Genomic DNA, 19,504 nt, shown 5'->3' with positions numbered 1-19,504 from the left:
GATTTATTCTGCTGTCGTTGTCACAGTCCTAAAAGCATGACTCTTACGTTAACCATGTTAAAATTATCAAAATTATACCATTTTTGGCTCAATCTAAGAATCAGTGCTTGATAGCCTAACGTCGAACAAGCGGAGAGGAAGAGGGAGGCTGGAGAAGTGAAACGTTCGCCTTTGTCCCCGGATTTCAACCGGTGAGGCGGTTAAAATCCGGGGACAACAGCGATCGGAAGCCCCCCTCTTGCTCGCAGCGCTCCCACCAAAGTTGGTGTCAAGCACTGAATTCTGTATCTCTCACATTCTCAAACGGTATTCCGTAGGCCGGTAGCCCGTCTCCCGCCTGAATGTTTTGGAGAAATAATTGGCATCGTCAAACCCTAACGACAAAGCAATTTCTTTGATGCTTGCAGAGGTCGTCTGAAGCATAAATTTGGCGCGCTCCATCCGCTTCAGATTGATATACCTGAGTGGCGGTATGCCAAAATGCCGCTTGAAGTACTTAATAAAGTAATTCGGATGCAAATGCAAAACAGCGGCCATGCTCTCAACCGTTACCTCTTCATGGAGATGGCTGTCGATATACTGCTGAATGGCAGACAAACGTTCCATTTCGTCGGTTTTGCTCTGCATGATTTGCAGCGGCTCCTGCTCGATAATGCGGGACAACAGATCCAGCAGAACTGATTTCTCCTTGAGCCTTGCCGTTACCGAGCTTTGCTTGTAAGCATCAACGAGCTCTCCGAACAGTGTTGCCATGATGTCCGGGTCCATATCATCAAAGCAATATGGAACCTTCAGCCATTGGAAGACATCGGATGTGCCTACCGTAGCAGAGAAATGACACCAATATTTCAGGAATGGCCTGTCACTGATCGTTGAGTAAGACTGCTGCATATAGGCAGGCATCAGAATGAGCTGCCCCGGCGTGGGCCATAGCTCATAGTCCCCGATTTTCAGCCAGCCCTCCCCATCCAAAATATAATAAAATTTATTATAGGCGGGCGTATAATCAAGCTCCTGCCATTCCGGCCAGCATTGGGATTTGTTCGCGTCCCATACTTGTACCTGCATGTTGGCAACCATCTGCTGAATTGCCATATTGCCAGTATTATGGTTCATGATGCGGCTCCTCATTAAAGTTAATTTTCTCCCCTTACAGGTTAGGCATCTATCTGTCTATTCTATCACAAGCTTGCTAAAATCAAAGGCATTCCAACTACGGGAGGCCGATTCCATGACAGCATCATCCAAGCTGATTGAAGAGAGAGAAAAACGTACAGAGTGGTTCCGCAAGGACCGCTTCGGCATGTTTATCCACTGGGGATTGTATGCGATCCCAGCCAGAGGCGAATGGATACGAAAAGATGAGAATATTACCGTTGAAGAATACCAGACTTACTTTGATGAGTTCAATCCTGTTCATTACAATCCGCGTGAATGGGCAAAAGCAGCGAAGCAGGCCGGCATGAAATACGCTGTCCTGACCGCAAAGCACCATGACGGCTTCTGCCTGTTCGACAGCAAGCTGACCGATTATAAAGCGACCCGGACAAAAGCCGGCAAAGATCTGGTTCGCGAGTTCCTCGACGCCTTTCGGGAGGAAGGGCTGAAGGTCGGCCTCTATTACTCTCTGATTGACTGGCATCATCAGGACTATCCCGCTTACGGCGATGACTTTCATCCGATGCGCGCGAACGAAGCCTTCCAGCGGGATCCGGATAATTTCAGCCGCTATGTCGATTATATGCACGGCCAGGTGCGCGAGCTGATCACCAATTATGGGAAGCTGGACATTATGTGGTTCGACTTCTCATATGGCGAGATGAGCGGCGAGAAGTGGCGGGCCACCGAACTGATCAGCATGATTCGCGAGATACAGCCGCATATTGTTATCGACAACCGTCTGGAGAGCAACAGCCATGTCAGCAGCATCTACACCGATAATCCGACGTTATACTCCGGTGATTTCGCATCTCCCGAGCAGACGATCCCTCCCGGCGGCCTGACCCGCAAGGACGGAGTCCCGATTCCGTGGGAAGCCTGTGTGACCCTGAATAACAATTGGGGCTATGCGGCAGCGGATCATAACTACAAATCTCAAACAACGGTTATCCGCAAGCTTGTGGAATGCGTCAGTAAAAACGGGAACCTGCTGCTCAATGTCGGCCCTGATGCAAAAGGGCTCATCCCCAAGGCATCACTGGATATTCTTGCTGAAGTCGGGGAATGGATGAGCCTTAATAGCGACAGCATTTATGGTTGCGGTGCCTCCAGCTTACCGAAACCTGACTGGGGGCGCTACACACAGCGCGGCAATACGCTATATGCCCATGTCTTTGAGGAGAGCATCGGAGCCATAAGTTTCCCCGGACTTGCCGGCAAAGTAAAGCATGCGCGCCTGCTCTCGGACGGCTCCGAGCTGCAGATCAGCCAACCTTGGAATACAGCGGATTATACAAGTGCTGCCTTTGTCAATTTTGCGAAGCCTGAGCATTTCAGCTATCCGCTCCCTGACCCCCGGAATACCGTAATCAAGCTTGAACTAATCGAACCCAATTAAATGATCCGGATCAAAGAACCCGCAACCTTCGCGGGTTCTTTCGTTTTTTTCAGCCCGGACACAACGCCAATATATAAGTAAATAGTGTTACGCCACGCCAGTACGAAATCGTCTCTGGCCTCCCGGTCCAGACTTTTTTACTTCGTGTCTATTGACGGTTGAATTCATTTCTTGTATGGTTATATACATAACTATATAACCATATAACAAAAAGGGCGACTGAGGCGGTGAGAACTTTTGAGTATGCCATTTGATGAACATAAGCCGATATTTTTGCAAATTAAAGAACGGATTGAGGATCAGATTGTGAATGACCAACTCAGGGAGCAGGATCAGATTCCGTCCACAACACAGCTTGTCAATTTTTATAAAATCAATCATTTAACGATCTCCAAAGGAATCAGCCTGCTCGTGGATGCGGGGATTATTTACAAGAAACGGGGTGTCGGAATGTTTGTAGCTGAAGGAGCCAAGCAGAAGCTGCTTGAGCAGCGCAAGGATGTATTTGTAGACGGATACATCGTGCCCATGATGCAGGAGGCGGGCAAACTGGGCATATCGGAGAGCGACATTATTGCACTGATGAAACAAGTGAAAGGAAGTGGCAGAAATGAGCTATGAAACAGCTTTCCATCAGGTCAATATGACCTATGGGAATTTCCAGGCGCTGAAGGATATCAGCTTTCGTCTGGAGGAAGAGAAAATTTACGGACTGCTCGGACGCAATGGCGCAGGCAAATCAACCCTGCTTTCTCTTCTGGCTGCCTACAGGAAGCCATCTACGGGTACCGTTACAATCGGAGGGCAGGAAGTATTTGAGAATTCGCAGCTGATGTCCCAGGTAGCCCTATCCTACAATACGGATTATAGTGAAGAGTCGGATAAGGTGAAGGATATGCTGGATGCCGCTGCCTGTTACAGGCCGAACTTTGACAGCAGCTATGCGGAGCATCTGGTCAAGCAATTCAAGCTTCCGCGGGATAAACAGGTCAAGAAGTTGTCCAACGGCATGAAATCTGCGCTCAATGTGACCATCGGGCTTGCAAGCCGCTGTCCGGTGACGATTTTCGATGAGGCCTATGTCGGCATGGATGCGCCTACGCGTGAGATTTTCTATAGAGAATTGCTGGAGGATCATGCACGACATCCGCGCACAATTATCTTGTCTACCCATCTGGTTTCGGAGATGGATTATCTGTTTGAGGAAATCATCATCATTAAAAGAGGGCGGCTGCTGATGCAGGAGCGCTCGGATCAATTTCTTGAGCTTGGCGTGTCGGTCACTGGCGCAACACAGGTTGTCGAAGACTTCGTACGTGGAATGAAACGACTCAGTACCCGGCAGCTAGGCGGCACGACATCCGTCCGGATCTACGGAGAACTGTCAGAAATGCAGCACAAGGAAGCCAGAAAGCTGGGACTGGAACTGGGGAACGTGTCGATGCAGGACTTATTTATCCATCTGACCGAGGAGGAGGATACGGATGACGTTCAAAAATAGAATCGCCCAGGTAGCGTCTGATTCAGCCAAATATCATCTCTCTGTTGCTGCATGGTTTATCGTTGTGGTAAGTATTATTTACATCGTGCTGGGAAGCATTTTTACAACGAATGATTTTACACCAAGCGGTTTTATGGCCTTTATTTACCGCCCCGCCAAAATTTTCAGTCTCATATATGCCATTTCGGCTACGGGCAGCTTTCTTACCTTTTTTGTCAGACACGGCGTGACGAGAAGGGACTACTTTTTCGGTACGGCGATTGCCCTGGTCCTTGTATCCTTTGCGATCATGATCATAGCTGCCATTATTGCTTCCATCGAGAATTTCATCTTCCCGGCGGCGGAGTCCGTAAGCTTCTTTGGCTCATCAGGTTTGGCCCTGGCAGCAATTGCGGAATACAGTTTGAATATCATTTGCTATTATTTAACCGGCTGGCTGATCGCAACGATGTTTTACGGATACGATATGCTCAGGAAAAACCTCTCCATTCTGGGGGCTGCTCTGATTGTCATCATGTTAAGCATGCTCTGGGGAGAATCCGGGTTTGAACAAAGTATCACAAAAATGTTCAACCCCCATAGCCCTTGGGAACTTTCCCTGGCCATTTCCATCCTTGGCACGCTTCTGCTGATCGCCCTGGTGCTGTGGATCATACGTGCATTTACGAAAAGCATCACCATTAAAATGAAATAAAGCAGGATAGGTTACAAAAGACGCCTCCATTTCGCCGCATTTCATACGGCTTTGGAGGCATCTTTGGTTTTGAGTATCATCGGGCAATCCGAACGGTCTCCCTCTTGCCTCACACTTATTTTTTCGCCATATATTTACGAATATCGAAGGCAACGGCAGCCACAATGATCAGACCTTTGATAATCAGCTGCCAATAGGCACTGACGCCGATAAAGGTCAAACCATAGTTGATAACACCGAAAATCAACACACCCGCCATCACGCCCGGCACTGTTCCGATTCCGCCCGCCGTGGATACACCGCCAACAACACAAGCGGCGATGGCATCCAGCTCGTACATATTGCCGTAGTTATTCGTTGCTCCCCCTGTACGCGCTGTCTCCAGCACCCCGGCCAGTCCGTACAAGGCACCGGCAATGGCGTAAATCATAATAATATTGCGGGCGACGTGGATACCTGATACATGGGCCGCCTGTATGTTGCCGCCAATGGCGTACATATTTTTTCCCAGCCGTGTTTTGTTGAAGATGACCCAGCAGATGAGAGCAACAGCGATCGCAATAATTACAATGAACGGAATCGAGTAATCTCCCCATAGCGGGATTGAGCCGGAGCCGATACTCGTGAAGTCTTTCCTCAGTCCTGCAATCGGCTGTGAGTTATTCGGGTCCATATCGAAATAAATAGAGTTGACCCCGTAGATCGCGACCATCGTCCCCAGCGTTGCGATGAATGGAGGTACGTGAAGCTTGGCGACAATGATGCCGTTAATCAGACCGACAACGAGACCCGCGGCAATCCCGATGACAATGGGCATCCAAAGCGGAAGCTGCGGCAAATCCGGAAAGAAACGGTTCGCATACGTATCCAGTTGCAGCAAGGATGCCGAGATGACTGCCGTCAGCCCCACTACTCTGCCTGCCGACAGATCTACACCGCCCGTAATCAGAATAAAGGCAGCCCCAAGTGCAATAATGGCGCGGGTGGATGACTGCTGCAAAATATCCCGCAGCGTGGAAAACGCCAGAAAATTCGGATCGGCAATGGCAATTCCGATCACAAGCAGCACCAGGACGACAAAAATCGCCCGGTTCATCAAATAGTCCTTCACTTTAAAGAATACATGCAGATTCATGGTTCCCCTCCTGCTATGCTCTGCGCTGCTGTGCAGCCAGCCGCATAATATCCTGCTCCGTTGCTTGCCTGCTGTCTACAATCCCGGTGAGCCGCCCTTCACTCATCACCATAATCCGATCCGACATGCCAATCAGCTCCGGCATTTCGGACGAAATCATAATAATGCTCTTCCCTTGAAGGGCAAGCTGGGTAATGATCGTATAAATCTCGTATTTCGCGCCTACATCAATGCCCCTGGTCGGCTCGTCTAGCAACAGAATATCCGGGTCAGTCAGCAGCCAGCGCGCCAGCAGCACCTTCTGCTGATTGCCGCCGGACAGATTGCGTATCGGCGTATCCACCGATGGAGTCTTTGTGCGCAGCTTATCCACATGTGCCGCCGCCTCCTGCCGCCCTTTTCGTTCATTCAGCAGAATAAAAGCCGAGCGGTAGCGAGTGAGATTGGCAATGATCGTATTTTCATAGATGGACAGCACAGGGAAAATTCCCGTCGCTCTCCGCTCCTCGGTCAAGAGGGCAATCCGCTGCTTCTTCGCATCCGCCGGTGATTTGATCCGAACTTTCTTTCCGTTAATCCGGATCGTTCCTCCAGAGATCGCGCGCAGGCCAAACAGTGCCTCGATCAGCTCTGTCCGCTGTGCGCCGACAAGACCGCCTACTCCCAGCACCTCGCCCTTGCGCAGCGAGAAAGAGACATCCTGAAAGGACTTCAAATTTGGCGAGGACAGCCTATCCACCTCCATGACCACCTTGCCCGGCTGATGAAGACGCTCCGGGTAGCGCTCCGTGAGGTCGCGTCCGACCATGCGGGTAATGATCAGGTCGGTGGTCAGCTCTTCTGCTTGCCAGGTTCCTATGGGCTTGCCGTCTCTCATAATGGACACCTCATCAGAAATACGGAGAATTTCCTCCATTTTGTGAGAGATATAGATAATCGATACGCCACGGTCACGAAGCCGGTTAATAATTTTGAAGAGCTGCTCGACTTCATTGCCTGTGAGCGACGAGGTCGGCTCATCCATTACGATAACTCTGGATTGAAAGGAGACGGCCTTGGCGATCTCAATGGATTGGATCTTGGAGACAGACAGTGATCCGGTTCGGGCCAGCGGGTCAATATTCATTTCCAGGTCTGCGAACAGCTTGACCGTTTCCTCATACATCCGCCGGTGATCCACAAACTGGAGAGGCCAGAAGCCCTTCATAGGGAAACGGCCGAGCCATATGTTCTCCATCACATTGCGGTGAGGGACCGGATGTAGCTCTTGATGAATCATCGCCACACCGTTGTCCATTGCCATGCGCGAACTATGAATGTCCTTGCGGACGCCCTGAATATAAATCTCACCCGCGTCAGGACGGTAAATGCCGAAGAGGCATTTCATCAGGGTCGATTTGCCTGCTCCGTTCTCACCCATCAGCGCATGGACTGTTCCGGGCCTGACCTTCAAGGTGACATCGCTTAATGCCTGAACGCCCGGAAATGCTTTGGATATGCTCCTCATCTCAAGTGCATACTGCTGCGTCATGGACTTTCCTCCCTTCTTATGGACTTCCTGATTGAAATAAAAAGGGGCAACGCCTATTTCTTGAACGCTGCCCCTTCTCTATTCCTATTGCGCTTCCGAGACGTTGTCCTTCGTAATTTTCTTGTAAGCGATCCATACGTATTTGCCGTCAATAAGGTCGTAGCCCGTATTTTCCTTGCTTGGCGTCTCGCCTTTGCCGAGTACGGAAGCCAGAGCTACCGTTGCCGCACCCTGGTTTTTCGCATCATTAAGCACCGTACCGAGCAATGTGCCGTCCTGCAGCGCCTGAATAGCTGGAGCAGTCGCATCAACACCGACAACCGGAATAAATTTATCGCCTGTGAAATAACCGGCTGCTTTCAGCGCTTCGATTGCTCCAAGCGCCATGTCGTCGTTATTAGCCAGCACAGCTTCGATTTTATCGCCATGCGCAGCGAGGAATGCCTGCATTTTCTCCTGCCCTTTTACACGGTCCCACATGGCCGTATCATCCGCCAGCGCTTCGACTTCGATCCCTGCATCCTTGATCGCCTGGATGGAGAACTTGGAACGCAGCTCCGCATCCTGATGGCCCGGTTCACCTCTGAGCAGCACATACTGGAGCTTGCCGTCCCCGTTTTTGTCCGCCTCCGGATGTGACTTCCAGTAGTCAACAATGAGCTGTCCGGAGATCGTACCGGATTCTTCAGCCTTCGCTCCCACATAGTACACCTTATCCCACTTGTTCATATCCTCGGCCATGGGCTCGCGGTTCAGGAAAACGACGGGAATATTAGCCGCTTGGGCCTTGTCGATAATGACGCCTGCAGCTGTACGGTCAACAGCGTTGATTGCCATGGCGTTATATTTTTTGGAGATGAACAGGTCGACCTTCTCATTTTGCGTCGGTTGTGAGTTTTGGCTGTCGACAATATCCAGGGTTGCCTTGCCCCCTGCCGCGCTCTGCATCGCATTGCGCACCCCGGTCATGAAGGTATCGTCGTATTTGTAAATGGCCACCCCGACTTTTGGGGTCCCGTCTCCACCGGAAGCTCCTTGTCCCTTGCCACCCGTGTCGCTGCTGCAGCCTGCCGTCAGCAATACGGCGCCCGCAAGAGCCGCGTACATCCATTTTCTCATCTGTTCAATGACCTCCTTTTAAAATTGGCTTACCGTTATTATGCAGGATGCAGCGCCTAGTTCGAATTCAAAATTCTGCTGTTTTCTATTAAAATTCTCATGAAATGAATATTTCGGATAATACGGGTCACTCCACAAAAGGAAAAAGCAGCTTCTGGTTATCCATCCAGAACATATTGTCCGAATCGATGACTCTCGTATCCAGCCTGGTCAGCTTGTTCACCCGCTCGCCGTTCAATAGGGCGACCGCCTGCTTAACGCCGAGATAGCCGACGCTAAAGCCGCTCTGAACGACTGTTTTTTGAATCAGGTTATCCTGCAGCAGCTCCAGCTGCTCAAATTCATTCCCAAAGGTCACAATCTTGAGCGTCCCGGCAATACCCCGGCGCTGTGCCTCCTTCACAGCTCCCAGCGAAGCCGCTTCCTCCAGCGCAATAATCCCTTCTACGGCAGAACGGCCCAGCATCTGCATCACCGCCTGCCAGCATGCATCATGAGAGCTTCCGCATACGGCCCTATCGGCGACCCGGATGCCCGGATAACCGGCAATGGCCTCACGCAGTCCGGCCTCCCTGGCTGCCAGATCCGGGTCATCCAGCTCCGAGCCGATGACCGCCACCCCTCCGCTGCCGCCCAGCAAGCCCGCCATTGCTTCACCTGCCTTGCGTCCGGCTTGCAGATTGTCGACGGAAATTGCAGCCATAACTCCCTTCGCTGTACGCTCATCATTGAGTAGAATCACAGGCGCCTGCTTGGCTGCGCTCAGCTCTCCGATAACCTCCAGGATTTCATTATCCGCCGGGTCAATAAGAACAGCTGCTACATCATTCTTGAGCGCTTGCTCCACCGCCTTTCGCTGCTGGGCAGCCCCATCCTGCTGCTTCAAGCCGATATAGACCAGTTCCACCCCAAATTCCTTGGCAGCTGCGTCTGCCCCCAGCCTCATCGCCTCCCCCAGCTCGCGGGCATGAACAGGAGAAATGAGGGCGATTTTATGTACCGTTTCCTCGGGAAGCTGTGTGCAGAAGCGGAGGGCGAAGAAGAACAAGACCGCTGTTATCAAGATGCCGGATACCGTGAACCAGGTTCTCGCTTTGCTCATGCCATGTCCCCCTCTTCCCGCTCTTCAATAGGCTCCCTTAGCACAGGGATGCGTACGCGGGCGATTGTCCCTTCCTCCGGTTCGCTCTCAAATTCCAGGCCGTACTGCGGGCCGTAATAGAGCTGGATGCGGTCATGAATATTTTTCACCGCTACGCCCGACCCGGTTCCCGCTCCCGGGGATTGCTCAACACTGCCCGACAAGAGCCTGGCGCATGTCTCCGGCAGCATCCCGACACCGTTATCCTGCACCTCCAAAACAAGTACCCCCTCACGAATGTCCGCTCTGACCCTGATCACGCCTTCATCTACGCTATATTCAATTCCATGAACAATCGCATTCTCAATCAACGGCTGAAGCACCAGCTTGAGGGTCATGCAAGTAAGCGCTCCCTTATCTCCCTCGATTGAAAATGTGAACTTGCGCCGGAACCTCATCTGCTGAATGTTCAAATAATGCCGTGCATGCTCAAGCTCCTCCTCGACTGTAATGACGGTCTTTCCCTTGCTCAGACTAAGACGGAACAACTTGGATAACGATGTAATCATCGCAATAACCTCTTCGTTTTTGCTCATGCCGATCATCCGGACAACCGAATTCAATGTATTGTACAGAAAGTGCGGATTAATCTGGGCCTGCAGCGCCTCCAGCTCATATTTGCGCTTGGACTCCTGCTCTACAATAATCTGGCTCATCAGATGCCGGATTTTGTCCAGCATCAGATTGAATCTTCTGGAGAGCCGCTCGACCTCCAGCGGGCCTTCAACCGTAAGCTTCACATTGAAATTCCCTTTTTCCACAGCCTTCATCGTTCGCTCCATGCGCCGGATCGGGCGGGTCAACACAGCGGCAAGCAGCATGGACATCACCATCACAAACAGCAGAGCCACGGACAGTACGATGATAAGATAGCGGTTCAGCTCGCCACGGGTGGTCAGCATTTCATTCATATAGGCAACCCCTACTACCTTCCAACCGATATTGGGAATGGATTGAATCGCATTCAGCCGCTTTAGTCCCTCGGATTCATCAATATAATAGTGCTGCACCGATTTGAGCGCCTGTTCGACATTTTCCTTCTTGAGGCCCATGTAGATCAGCTGCTGCTGTGGATGAAACACCATATTGCCCGCGCCTTCATCGATAACGTAGACGTACCCCCGTTTGCCCAGACTGATGCGGCTGCACAGCTCATCGATCTGCCGGAAATTGATATCCACCAGCAAAATAACATTCGTCGGGCGTCCCTCATGCATAATGGTAATGCCCTTGCTCATCGAAACCACCCACTTGTATACCCCGTGATACAAATTCTGAATATGCGGCAAGGAGAAACTGAGATGCTCAGGAACGCGAATAGCGGAGTGAAACCAGCTCTGTCCGGTCACGTTCGCACTGTTCCTCAGCGGCGCATCCGGATAATTGCGCAGCAGGCGGCCCTGCTCGTCGAACAGGGCTACCGATACAATATCATCCCGGCTGCTCATGATCATATCCAGCTCATGCGTCACCCGGTCATCCGTCCACAGCCCTTCAGCCAGCATATTGCGCTCTATTGTGCGGTACAGGCGTGACATGCCTTTTACATAATCCTCCAAGTTATAGCTGACCTGATCCACAATCTGCTGTGTGCTCAGCACTGCGCTTTGTTCGGCTGTACGTGAAAACTTATCGTAAAGGAGCACAGCCACCGTGAGCAGCAGCAGTACAATTAACACGGAGAACGACCAGGCCATTATGGAGCGGATGCTGCTCTTCAACAGCTTCTGTTTCCATTCGGAGGGCCGTACCAACCACCTGAAACGGCTGCGGCTGCTCATCCGTTCACATCCGCCTCCATCCTGCTTATTTTGTTCCGGTACTCCTTCGGAGAAGCACCCGTCTGCTTCTTGAAGCAAAAGCTGAAATAATTGGCATCGGCAAATCCCACCTGTTCGGCAACTTCGAATGCCCTCAGCTCTGTCGCCCGCAGCAGCTCCCTGGCCGCTTCCATCCGAAGCTGCATCAGATACTGGACAAAGGTCATTTTCACTTCCTTCTTGAACAAGAAGCTGAAATACCCGGTGCTGATATGAAGATGCGAGCATACCTGCTGGATTGAAATATCTGCACTCTGATAATTGGCCTTCATATAGGAGACAGCCTTTTCAATGATTTCCCTGTACGCATGCTGCCGCCGGCTGGACAATTGCTGCATTAGCGCTCCGCATCTGTCCGCGAACCATTGCCGGGCTTCCGGCAGGCTCTGGAATCGGAACAACTCCATATAGAGCTGGGTTCCCGGGCCGAACCACTGGTCGAAATTCACATCGGCATCTTTTGCGGTCTTGAGCACTGCTGTCAGGAGCCCCATCAGATAGACCTGGATATCCTTGTAGCTGTGCTCAAGCTCTGAAATATCGGCGAAAATGTCTGTTATCGCCTCCTCCAGTTCTTCCTCCGTTCCTACCTTCAGACAGCGGATCAGCGCCTGCTCCTTCAGTTCATCCTGCCTAAGCTTCTGTGTCGTGCGGTTTTCTACGTCCTGAATGTAAATCAGCCGCCCTCTGCCGAGCACCAGCCGGTAGTCCAGTGCCATTACGGCCTCATCATATGACTCCTTAACCTCTGACAGTTGGCGGGCAGGAGAACCTGCCCCGATCGTCACCTTTAACTTCAAATAATGCTGGACGCTCCGGATAATGCCTTCCAGTGCCTCTTGCAGGGAGCTTAGCCAATGCTGCTCCGCTTCATTCTTCTTTATGGAAAGCAGCACAATATAGTCCTGATAGAGAAAGACGTTCCCCAGCTTTTTGCCCTCCCATACTTCCTCTGCAATATTCCGCACAGAGAACAGCCTCAAATCCGTATCATCCGAATAATAGAGAGAATGCTCCTGCCTGATGCCGTCTTGCGGGTCAGGGGCGTGTAGCTGTATGACTTGCATTGCGTAGTGCGATCCCTGCAAATCCAGATTGAGATTGCGCGTTCTCTCACGGATCGTCTCCTCCGACAGCTTACGGGTCAGCAAGGAGGCGAGGAAGGTCTCCTTGAGCACAGGAAGGCTGTTATAATAATGCTGCTTCAATTGCCGGATATCCTCACGTTCTGCGATTTCAGCCTCGATTTTGCTGCGGATTTTGACCAGAAGCTCTGACAATTGCCCTGACGAGAAGGGCTTCAGCAAGTATTCGTCCACACTTAGTGTGACCGCCTGACGGGCATAATCGAACTCGTCATAGCCAGTCAGAATAATGATTTTGACAAGCGGATGATGCTCGCGCAGCCAGGCGGCCAGCTTCAAGCCGTCCATAAACGGCATGCTGATATCCGTAATGACGACATCCGGCTCCAACCTCGAACATTGCTCCAGCGCTTCTCTGCCGTTCTCCGCTGTCCCTGCGACTACGAAGCCATGCTCCTGCCAGTCCACTTCTTCCAGAAGTCCCTCCCGGACGTCGATTTCATCATCTACAAGCAGTATTTTGTACATTGCAGCAGCCACTCCTATTCTTTCATCTCATTGCAACTAATCCGTTATATGCTTTGATTTTGCCGGTTCATGCCCCTTTTAGCAGTGAAGTCCGCACGTTTTTTTAAATTTTGGAACCATCTGGCCCGTAACTTCACTCGATCCTGTGTTATGATGATAGGACAGGCACGGAGCCTGAATATTTTTGATACGGGAGTGCGGCCCTCATGGTAGTGGTGTATTACATTCGTTGGAGGTAATGTGAGGTACAGCTGAAGTGAACCTGGCTTTTTTGAAGAAATCGCCAGGCTTATTTGGTTGTGCCTTCTTTCATTTACCTAAAAATGAATGGAGTGCATCAAAATTGAATCTTGACCCGAATCCATCTCATCCGAAGCAAATCTGCGAATGGGAGCATTTATTGCAATGCCCGATCTGCACCAGTCCCATGAAATGGACAATACCGGGCAGCTTTACATGCAGCAGCAAGCATGTCTTTGACTTTTCCCGGCAAGGCTATCTCAATCTCTCCACCCGGGCAATTAAAACCAAATATATGAAGCCGTTATTTACGGCAAGAAGAGCAATGATTGACAGCGGCTTCTTCAGTCCGCTCCATGAGCTTGTCATCGATCAGATTATTTTGAATAGAGCGGAGCGAACGAGCACAATGCGAATGCTCGACGCCGGATGCGGAGAAGGCTCGCATCTGCAGCAGATAACGGTAAAGCTGCCCGATGCAATGAGGCTGGGCGTGTACCAGGGCTGCGCGGCGCAAGCCTGCTCATATCCCAATGTGCGCTCGCGCGCGGAATCGACATGGGCGGGGCCGCAAATATGGGCGATTTTGCGGCATCCCCGCTCCAGCAGGTGCCGGGATGCCAGTTCACCACCCTGCCGGTTTGCTGTGGTTACGCAGACGATCGGGTCTTCCGGGAACGCTTTATCCAGCGCCACTACAGGAATCGAGCGCTTCTGCAAATCCAGGATCTGCTGGGGATGCATCGTATACGAGGAGATGATAATGCCGTCGATCCGTTTTCTGACAAGCGCCTCCACATACTTCTTCTCCTTCTCCGGATTGTTGTCTGTATTACAGAGCACCAGTGTAAATCCGTGTCCTGCCGCAGCATCCTCCGCCGCCCTCGCAATCTCCGGGAAGAACGGATTCAGAATGTCCGGCACCATCAGCGCTACGGTCGCAGTCTGCTTGCCGGCCAGACTTCTGGCGATATTGCTCGGTTTGTAGTTCAGCTTCTCGATCGCCTCGGTAATGGCCATCTCAGCTTCCTTGCTCACATAGCCGCTCTGGTTCAGCAGACGGGAGACAGTCGCCACAGATACGCCCGCCAATTTGCCTACATCTCTTATTGTCGTCATCTCAATCTCCTGCCCTCGCGCAATCTGATCCGCCATAAAGAATCATATAATCAATTACCTCACTAACTTAAAGCAAAATATCCGGTTATACCGAACCTGCAGCGAGATACTTCTCCACCTCATTGCGAAGCGGCATTCCGCTTGTTGCTCCCAGCTTGGTGACAGACAATGCACTGGCGCCTACTGCAAACCGGACAGCCTCCTCCAGCGTCTTGCCTTCACTGAGCATGACAGCCAGCGCTCCGTTGAAGGTGTCCCCCGCCCCTGTTGTATCCACAACCTCGACCTCCCGGCCCGGTTCATGGCTGATTTCACCGTCCGCAGGTTTGTAGAACGCGCCGTCCTTGCCATGAGTCATGACGATCTGATGCGGATAAAGTCCAATGATCTCCTCCGGACTGCGCTCGCCATCCCCGTCCAGGCCCAATACAATCGCCAGCTCCGATTCATTTGGTGTAATCACATCCACCATCTCCAGCAGTTCCGCAGACAGCTTCACGGCAGGAGCCGGATTCAAAATCACCCGCACGTTCAGACTTTTGGCCAGACGGATCGCTGCTTCTACTGTTCTGAACGGAATTTCCTGCTGAATCAACACCATATCCGACGCAGCAATAACATGCTCCAGCGCGGTCACATCTTCCGGCTCCAGGCAGTGGTTGGCTCCCGGAATGACGATAATCCGGTTATCCTTGTCACAGACGGTGATCGCCGCGATCCCGGTTGCTTGATGAGGAACCGGTTTCACATAGTCGGTAACGATGCCCTCCTTGCCAAGTGCGGTTATCAGTTGATCCGCCATGCTGTCCTGTCCGACACAACCGACCATTGTAACTTCCGCTCCAAGGCGCGCGCAAGCAACCGCCTGATTAGCTCCTTTTCCACCTGTAAAGCTGGAGAAAGCAGTTCCAATAATCGTCTCGCCCTGATTGGGCATATATGGAGTTTCCGTTACCATATCAATGTTCAAGCTTCCGATAACTGTAATTTTTGATTTATTCACAGCTGCACCTCATCTTCGTTTATTATGAGCAACACGACAATGTGGTATCGGTTACACATCACTTTGCCTTCATTGTATTATTCCCGCTATCCCTTGTCAACAACACTTCTTGAACTTAGCTGCTAAAGGTCATATCCCGTCAAACTCTAATCTATCCGTAGCTTACCTTTGTCTGGAAAAAAGTATGCAAAAAAAAGCAGCTCTTGTGCCCGCGACAGGGTTGTGTCCGGCGGGAAAGACACTTTTGAGAAAAGCGTCCTCCCGCTGGCCACAGCTAAAACGGGGAAAAGAGCTGCCTTATAATTTACTTTATGTTCCAATACCATTCGCGGTACTAGAATTCATAGCGATCAAGTACGCTTACTTCTTGAGCCAGGACAGGTATTCGCCATACCCTTCCTTCTCCAGATCATCCTTCGGAATGAAGCGGAGCGCAGCCGAATTGATGCAGTAACGCAGTCCATTAGGTCCTGGACCATCATTGAAGACATGTCCAAGATGGGAGTCGGCCTCCTTGCTGCGAACTTCTGTGCGCACCATATTATGCGTCAGATCCATCTCCTCGACGATGGCTGCTTCTACGAGCGGCTGTGTGAAGCTTGGCCAGCCGCAGTGGGAGTCGAACTTTTCCTTGGAGCTGAACAACGGCTCGCCGGAGACAATATCAACATAGATGCCCTCTTCCTCATGATCCCAAAATTCATTGCGGAACGGCGGCTCGGTGGCGCTGTTTTGGGTCACTTCATATTGCATCGGGGTCAGTCTCTCGCGAAGCTGGGCTTCATCCTTCTTATAGCCCCAATGCTGCTTGATGAAGGTGTCCCGGCCAGATCCCTTCCGGTACATCTTGTACCGCAGCGGATTCGTCTTGTAATAACCCTGATGGTAATCCTCTGCCGGATAAAATTCCGGTGCCGATGAAATCTCGGTCACAATCGGCTTATCGAATCTTCCGCTCTGCTCAAGCTCGAGCTTGGACTTCTCGGCCAGCTCCTTTTGATGTTCATTATGATAGAAAATTCCTGTACGGTATGAGCTGCCGCGATCATGGAACTGTCCTCCGGCATCTGTCGGGTCAATCTGCTGCCAGAAAATATGGAGCAGCTTCTCATACGGGAACTGCTGCGGGTCAAAAGTGATCTCTACCGCCTCGGCATGGCCTGTAGTCTCACTGCACACCTCTTCATAAGTCGGGTTAACGGTATGACCGCCAATATATCCGGAGACGACCTTCTCAATGCCCGGCATCTGGTCAAACGGCTTGACCATGCACCAGAAGCAGCCTCCTGCAAATGTCGCCTTCTCCAGCTGGCGATTTTCCTGTATATGTTCTGTCATCTTCACTTCACCGCTTTCTTGCAGGTTCTAGAGCAATTATGCTCTGCCTCTATAGTACCAGAAACAACCTCCTGCAATCAAAGCAAAACATGAAGCATGATGACACACCCGAACCCTTCCCTGGTCAATACTCGTAACGGCTTCGCCGGTTATGGCTTGTGCTTTGGCGTTGTCTTCGTAATCGTTAAAAAGCAGTCTTTTCGTTCAATATACAAAAAGATCTGCTTTTTTCGGCAAGCCTACCTCAACGCTTTCAGAAATTTCTCGATTTGTTTCCGATGGTGCTTGTCATGAGAGATAAAGGAGCGCACATAATTGCGAATGTTGAACTTTTTTCTGTCGCCGTCCACGTATTCTTTCTCGAACTCTGAATCATCCAGCCCGCCAATAGCCTCAACAATTTTCGAACGCCAATCTATAAATTGCGCGATTAATTCCTCTTTGGTCTGGGTCTCGGAATAAATCCGGGCGTTATAATTAAATTCATCAAAGTTCAGATGTCTGACCGTCAGCGGTTCCTGCCGCCTGATTTTAGCAATTGCTTCCTCATAAAAATATTGATCCCACTTCAGCAAATGAGCCACTAGCGCCTTCAAAGACCATTTTCCTTCCTCAATCGGCCTGTCCCAAAGCGTTTCGTCCAATGCCTGAAGCCCCTCTATGAACGGGATATAGGATTTGAATTCCGCTGCCATCTCCTGATTTGTCTTAGCCATATGCTTGTCTCTTCCTCCCGGTAAAAAAGTCTCCAAATTTGTCCGACTGCAGCGCTGCTGCTTTCATGTTACAATCTTTCCCCTGCCATTCGGATACCCACAGTCTAGCATACAGAATATGACAAGTGTTTGTCATGTTTCAGCAGACCAATGAAAACATGACCCCAGGAAAAAGAAAGCAATCATAAAAAACTTCTATGCCCCGCAATCGGAGATCGAAGTTTTTTGCATGCTAATATCGCATCATCATTGTTCCAGCAACACAGACGTATGAGCGGCTTCCATTCCATTAACCACCAGGACAATGCGATGCGGGCCTGGATAATGCTTGCGGGTGGTGAGATCAGCCCAGCTATGCTTTCGCGTCCCCTCAAGCCTCTGCCCTCCCGGTACAGTCTTGTCCGTAAGCAGGAACAGCTTGCGTGAAGTCTGTCCGCTGGCCTTGACAAATTCGATGCCATACTCGACACGAATACGCACCGCCTCCCCTTCCCTAACCCTCAGCTCATACTCCAGCCTGCTGATGTCCCCAATCTGCAAAGCAGACGGGGCCGCTGACAGCCTCGCCGCCGTCACAAGCGGCTCGTCTGCTGAAGTGTCTGAGTAGCCGAACAGCCTGAGTGCCTCCGGCACCGCCTTTCGGATCAGAGTACGGCATCCATGCCGGATAATCCAATCCGTATGCGGGTTATTTCCCTGCCAGCGTGCGGCGGTCTGAATCACAAGTTGGGGATGATCCTTGGCAATATCATTTAAATTATTGGCCACGCTCTTGCGTACATACAAGGACGTATCTGCCTTGAGCAGCTCAAGCACGGCCAGCACAGGCTCCGGATCACGCTTGAACACCGGCAGTGCTTGTCCCCAAGGAAGCCGCGGACGGCAACCCTCACTGGCAAGCCTTCTGACATGCTCATTCGAATCACCGGCCCATTTTGTCATTTGCTCCATCATCCGCTTTGGATCACGCAGCAGAAATGAACGAACTGCAAATTCTGCGCTGGATTTGCTTGTAAAACGCTCAAGTGCCTGCATGGACAGTTCCCAATGCTCCAGTGCTTGCCCGTGAACTTCAACGAAATCCGGAAAGAACAAATATGGAAAGCCTGTGCAGTAAGAATCAATCGCATACAGAATCCCCAACGCATCCTCATAACGCGGCGGCAGACATTCTCCCAGAACGGTACTGATTTTACGAATCCGCTCCTTCAGCTCCAGCCCTTCCCAACTTTCATCCATTACTTGTCCTGCAAACTGTTCCGGCTCAAATACCGGATACACCCCCTGGACCCTCCTGCCAAACCATAATAAAAAATCAGTTGTATACATTTCTTTTAATGGCTGAGCCATGAACGATCTCCCCTTCTGCAGCAACTCTTCAATATGTGCTTGTATGTTGTCCAGCTTATCATAGTAAATATGACGATTGTATGTCAGGTTTAAAAAATACCCCTGCGGGCATCAAGCAATGGATCTCAGCAACGTCTTTTTATTGTATAACGGAAATTTTTTTGGTTAAAGTAAACAAATGAAATTCCGGGCATCGTGATCCATCAGAGTTGAGGAGGAATACAAGCATGAATTATGTGTACAGCGGGCTATTGCTCCTTGCAGGATTACTGGGTGTGAATCTGGTCATTTCCTATCAGAGCAAGCATATTGACCCTAATTTTTGGATGACGCTTAAATATCAGCTTTATGTGCTCCCGCTCTATTTGATTATTAATATGTGTATCGGTTACGGGATAAAGCTCGGCTATAAGGCGGCGGGAAGCCTTTCTTTCGCATTGATTGCCTCCAAAGGGCTGGAAATTTTCATTTCACTGCTTATGGGATTCATTTTTATGAAGGAAGTGCCTGGCTGGCGGACCTGGACGGGCGTAGCTCTAATCCTGATCGGCTTTGTAGTAGCCAAGGGCAAATAAACAGCTTCGGATCATCTTGCAAAAACAGAAAAACCGTATAAGAGAAATTCCT

General features: G+C 50.8%; 17 protein-coding genes and 1 pseudogene. 6 read left to right on the top strand and 12 right to left on the bottom strand.

Annotation, left to right across the window (positions count from 1 at the left end; genetic code table 11):
* Positions 1-291 precede the first annotated feature (291 nt).
* A complete protein-coding gene (locus H583_RS0105315; protein ID WP_028559572.1) occupies positions 292-1,116 on the bottom strand; it encodes an AraC family transcriptional regulator in 825 nt (274 codons plus the stop codon).
* Positions 1,117-1,231: 115 nt separating this feature from the next.
* Between H583_RS0105315 and H583_RS0105310 the strand changes: the two genes are divergently transcribed.
* The 4 genes from H583_RS0105310 to H583_RS0105295 all read left to right on the top strand — a co-directional run bounded on the left by H583_RS0105310 (position 1,232) and on the right by H583_RS0105295 (position 4,752).
* Positions 1,232-2,557 (top strand): alpha-L-fucosidase, encoded by a 1,326-nt coding sequence (locus H583_RS0105310; RefSeq protein WP_028559571.1) that lies wholly within the window; start codon positions 1,232-1,234, stop codon positions 2,555-2,557.
* Between the two features lie 237 nt (positions 2,558-2,794).
* The gene (locus H583_RS0105305; RefSeq protein ID WP_028559570.1) at positions 2,795-3,178 is read left to right on the top strand and encodes a GntR family transcriptional regulator; all 384 of its coding nucleotides are present in this window, start codon (positions 2,795-2,797) and stop codon (positions 3,176-3,178) included.
* Positions 3,168-4,058, top strand: coding sequence for an ATP-binding cassette domain-containing protein (locus H583_RS0105300; RefSeq protein ID WP_028559569.1), 891 nt, complete (start codon positions 3,168-3,170; stop codon positions 4,056-4,058). The genes H583_RS0105305 and H583_RS0105300 overlap by 11 nt, the downstream gene beginning before the upstream one ends.
* Positions 4,042-4,752 (top strand): hypothetical protein, encoded by a 711-nt coding sequence (locus H583_RS0105295; protein WP_028559568.1) that lies wholly within the window; start codon positions 4,042-4,044, stop codon positions 4,750-4,752. The genes H583_RS0105300 and H583_RS0105295 overlap by 17 nt, the downstream gene beginning before the upstream one ends.
* A gap of 115 nt (positions 4,753-4,867) precedes the next feature.
* Here H583_RS0105295 and mglC read toward each other — a convergent pair whose 3' ends face one another.
* From mglC to H583_RS0105265, 6 genes are all read right to left on the bottom strand, one after another.
* Positions 4,868-5,887, bottom strand: a complete 1,020-nt coding sequence (gene mglC / locus H583_RS0105290; protein ID WP_028559567.1) for a galactose/methyl galactoside ABC transporter permease MglC — start codon at positions 5,885-5,887, stop codon at positions 4,868-4,870.
* 13 nt (positions 5,888-5,900) lie between these two features.
* Complete coding sequence (locus tag H583_RS0105285; protein ID WP_028559566.1) at positions 5,901-7,418, bottom strand: sugar ABC transporter ATP-binding protein; 1,518 nt, start codon at positions 7,416-7,418, stop codon at positions 5,901-5,903.
* Positions 7,419-7,502: 84 nt separating this feature from the next.
* On the bottom strand, positions 7,503-8,537 hold the full coding sequence (locus H583_RS0105280; protein WP_028559565.1) for a galactose ABC transporter substrate-binding protein: 1,035 nt from the start codon (positions 8,535-8,537) through the stop codon (positions 7,503-7,505).
* A 127-nt stretch (positions 8,538-8,664) separates the two neighbouring features.
* Positions 8,665-9,639, bottom strand: a complete 975-nt coding sequence (locus H583_RS0105275; protein ID WP_028559564.1) for a substrate-binding domain-containing protein — start codon at positions 9,637-9,639, stop codon at positions 8,665-8,667.
* The gene (locus tag H583_RS0105270; protein ID WP_081666993.1) at positions 9,636-11,459 is read right to left on the bottom strand and encodes a cache domain-containing sensor histidine kinase; all 1,824 of its coding nucleotides are present in this window, start codon (positions 11,457-11,459) and stop codon (positions 9,636-9,638) included. Before H583_RS0105270 ends, H583_RS0105275 begins: the two co-directional genes overlap by 4 nt.
* Positions 11,456-13,111, bottom strand: a complete 1,656-nt coding sequence (locus tag H583_RS0105265; protein ID WP_028559562.1) for a response regulator — start codon at positions 13,109-13,111, stop codon at positions 11,456-11,458. The genes H583_RS0105270 and H583_RS0105265 overlap by 4 nt, the downstream gene beginning before the upstream one ends.
* Before the next feature lie 256 nt (positions 13,112-13,367).
* Here H583_RS0105265 and H583_RS38075 point away from each other — a divergent pair.
* A pseudogene (locus H583_RS38075) lies at positions 13,368-13,607 on the top strand (putative RNA methyltransferase); the annotation flags it as partial.
* 116 nt (positions 13,608-13,723) lie between these two features.
* On the opposite strand, the gene H583_RS31945 reads toward H583_RS38075, so the two are convergent.
* The 5 genes from H583_RS31945 to H583_RS0105235 all read right to left on the bottom strand — a co-directional run bounded on the left by H583_RS31945 (position 13,724) and on the right by H583_RS0105235 (position 18,877).
* Positions 13,724-14,470, bottom strand: coding sequence for a LacI family DNA-binding transcriptional regulator (locus H583_RS31945; RefSeq protein WP_051236010.1), 747 nt, complete (start codon positions 14,468-14,470; stop codon positions 13,724-13,726).
* Positions 14,471-14,555: 85 nt separating this feature from the next.
* Positions 14,556-15,473 carry a ribokinase gene (gene rbsK / locus H583_RS0105250; RefSeq protein ID WP_028559561.1) on the bottom strand — a complete coding sequence of 306 codons (918 nt, stop codon included), beginning with the start codon at positions 15,471-15,473 and terminating at the stop codon, positions 14,556-14,558.
* A 360-nt stretch (positions 15,474-15,833) separates the two neighbouring features.
* Complete coding sequence (gene msrA / locus H583_RS0105245; RefSeq protein WP_028559560.1) at positions 15,834-16,811, bottom strand: peptide-methionine (S)-S-oxide reductase MsrA; 978 nt, start codon at positions 16,809-16,811, stop codon at positions 15,834-15,836.
* Between the two features lie 239 nt (positions 16,812-17,050).
* Positions 17,051-17,527: a DinB family protein gene (locus H583_RS0105240; RefSeq protein ID WP_028559559.1), complete on the bottom strand. Its 477-nt coding sequence runs from the start codon at positions 17,525-17,527 to the stop codon at positions 17,051-17,053.
* 246 nt (positions 17,528-17,773) lie between these two features.
* Positions 17,774-18,877, bottom strand: coding sequence for a DNA alkylation repair protein (locus tag H583_RS0105235; RefSeq protein ID WP_028559558.1), 1,104 nt, complete (start codon positions 18,875-18,877; stop codon positions 17,774-17,776).
* 227 nt (positions 18,878-19,104) lie between these two features.
* Between H583_RS0105235 and H583_RS0105230 the strand changes: the two genes are divergently transcribed.
* Positions 19,105-19,452, top strand: coding sequence for a hypothetical protein (locus tag H583_RS0105230; protein ID WP_028559557.1), 348 nt, complete (start codon positions 19,105-19,107; stop codon positions 19,450-19,452).
* Positions 19,453-19,504: the final 52 nt, after the last annotated feature.

It is taken from the genome of Paenibacillus pinihumi DSM 23905 = JCM 16419 (genome assembly GCF_000422505.1).
GTDB lineage: Bacteria > Bacillota > Bacilli > Paenibacillales > Paenibacillaceae > Paenibacillus_D > Paenibacillus_D pinihumi.
The sequence above is the reverse complement of the archived record's forward strand: the minus strand, read 5'-3'. Positions and strand labels throughout refer to the sequence as shown.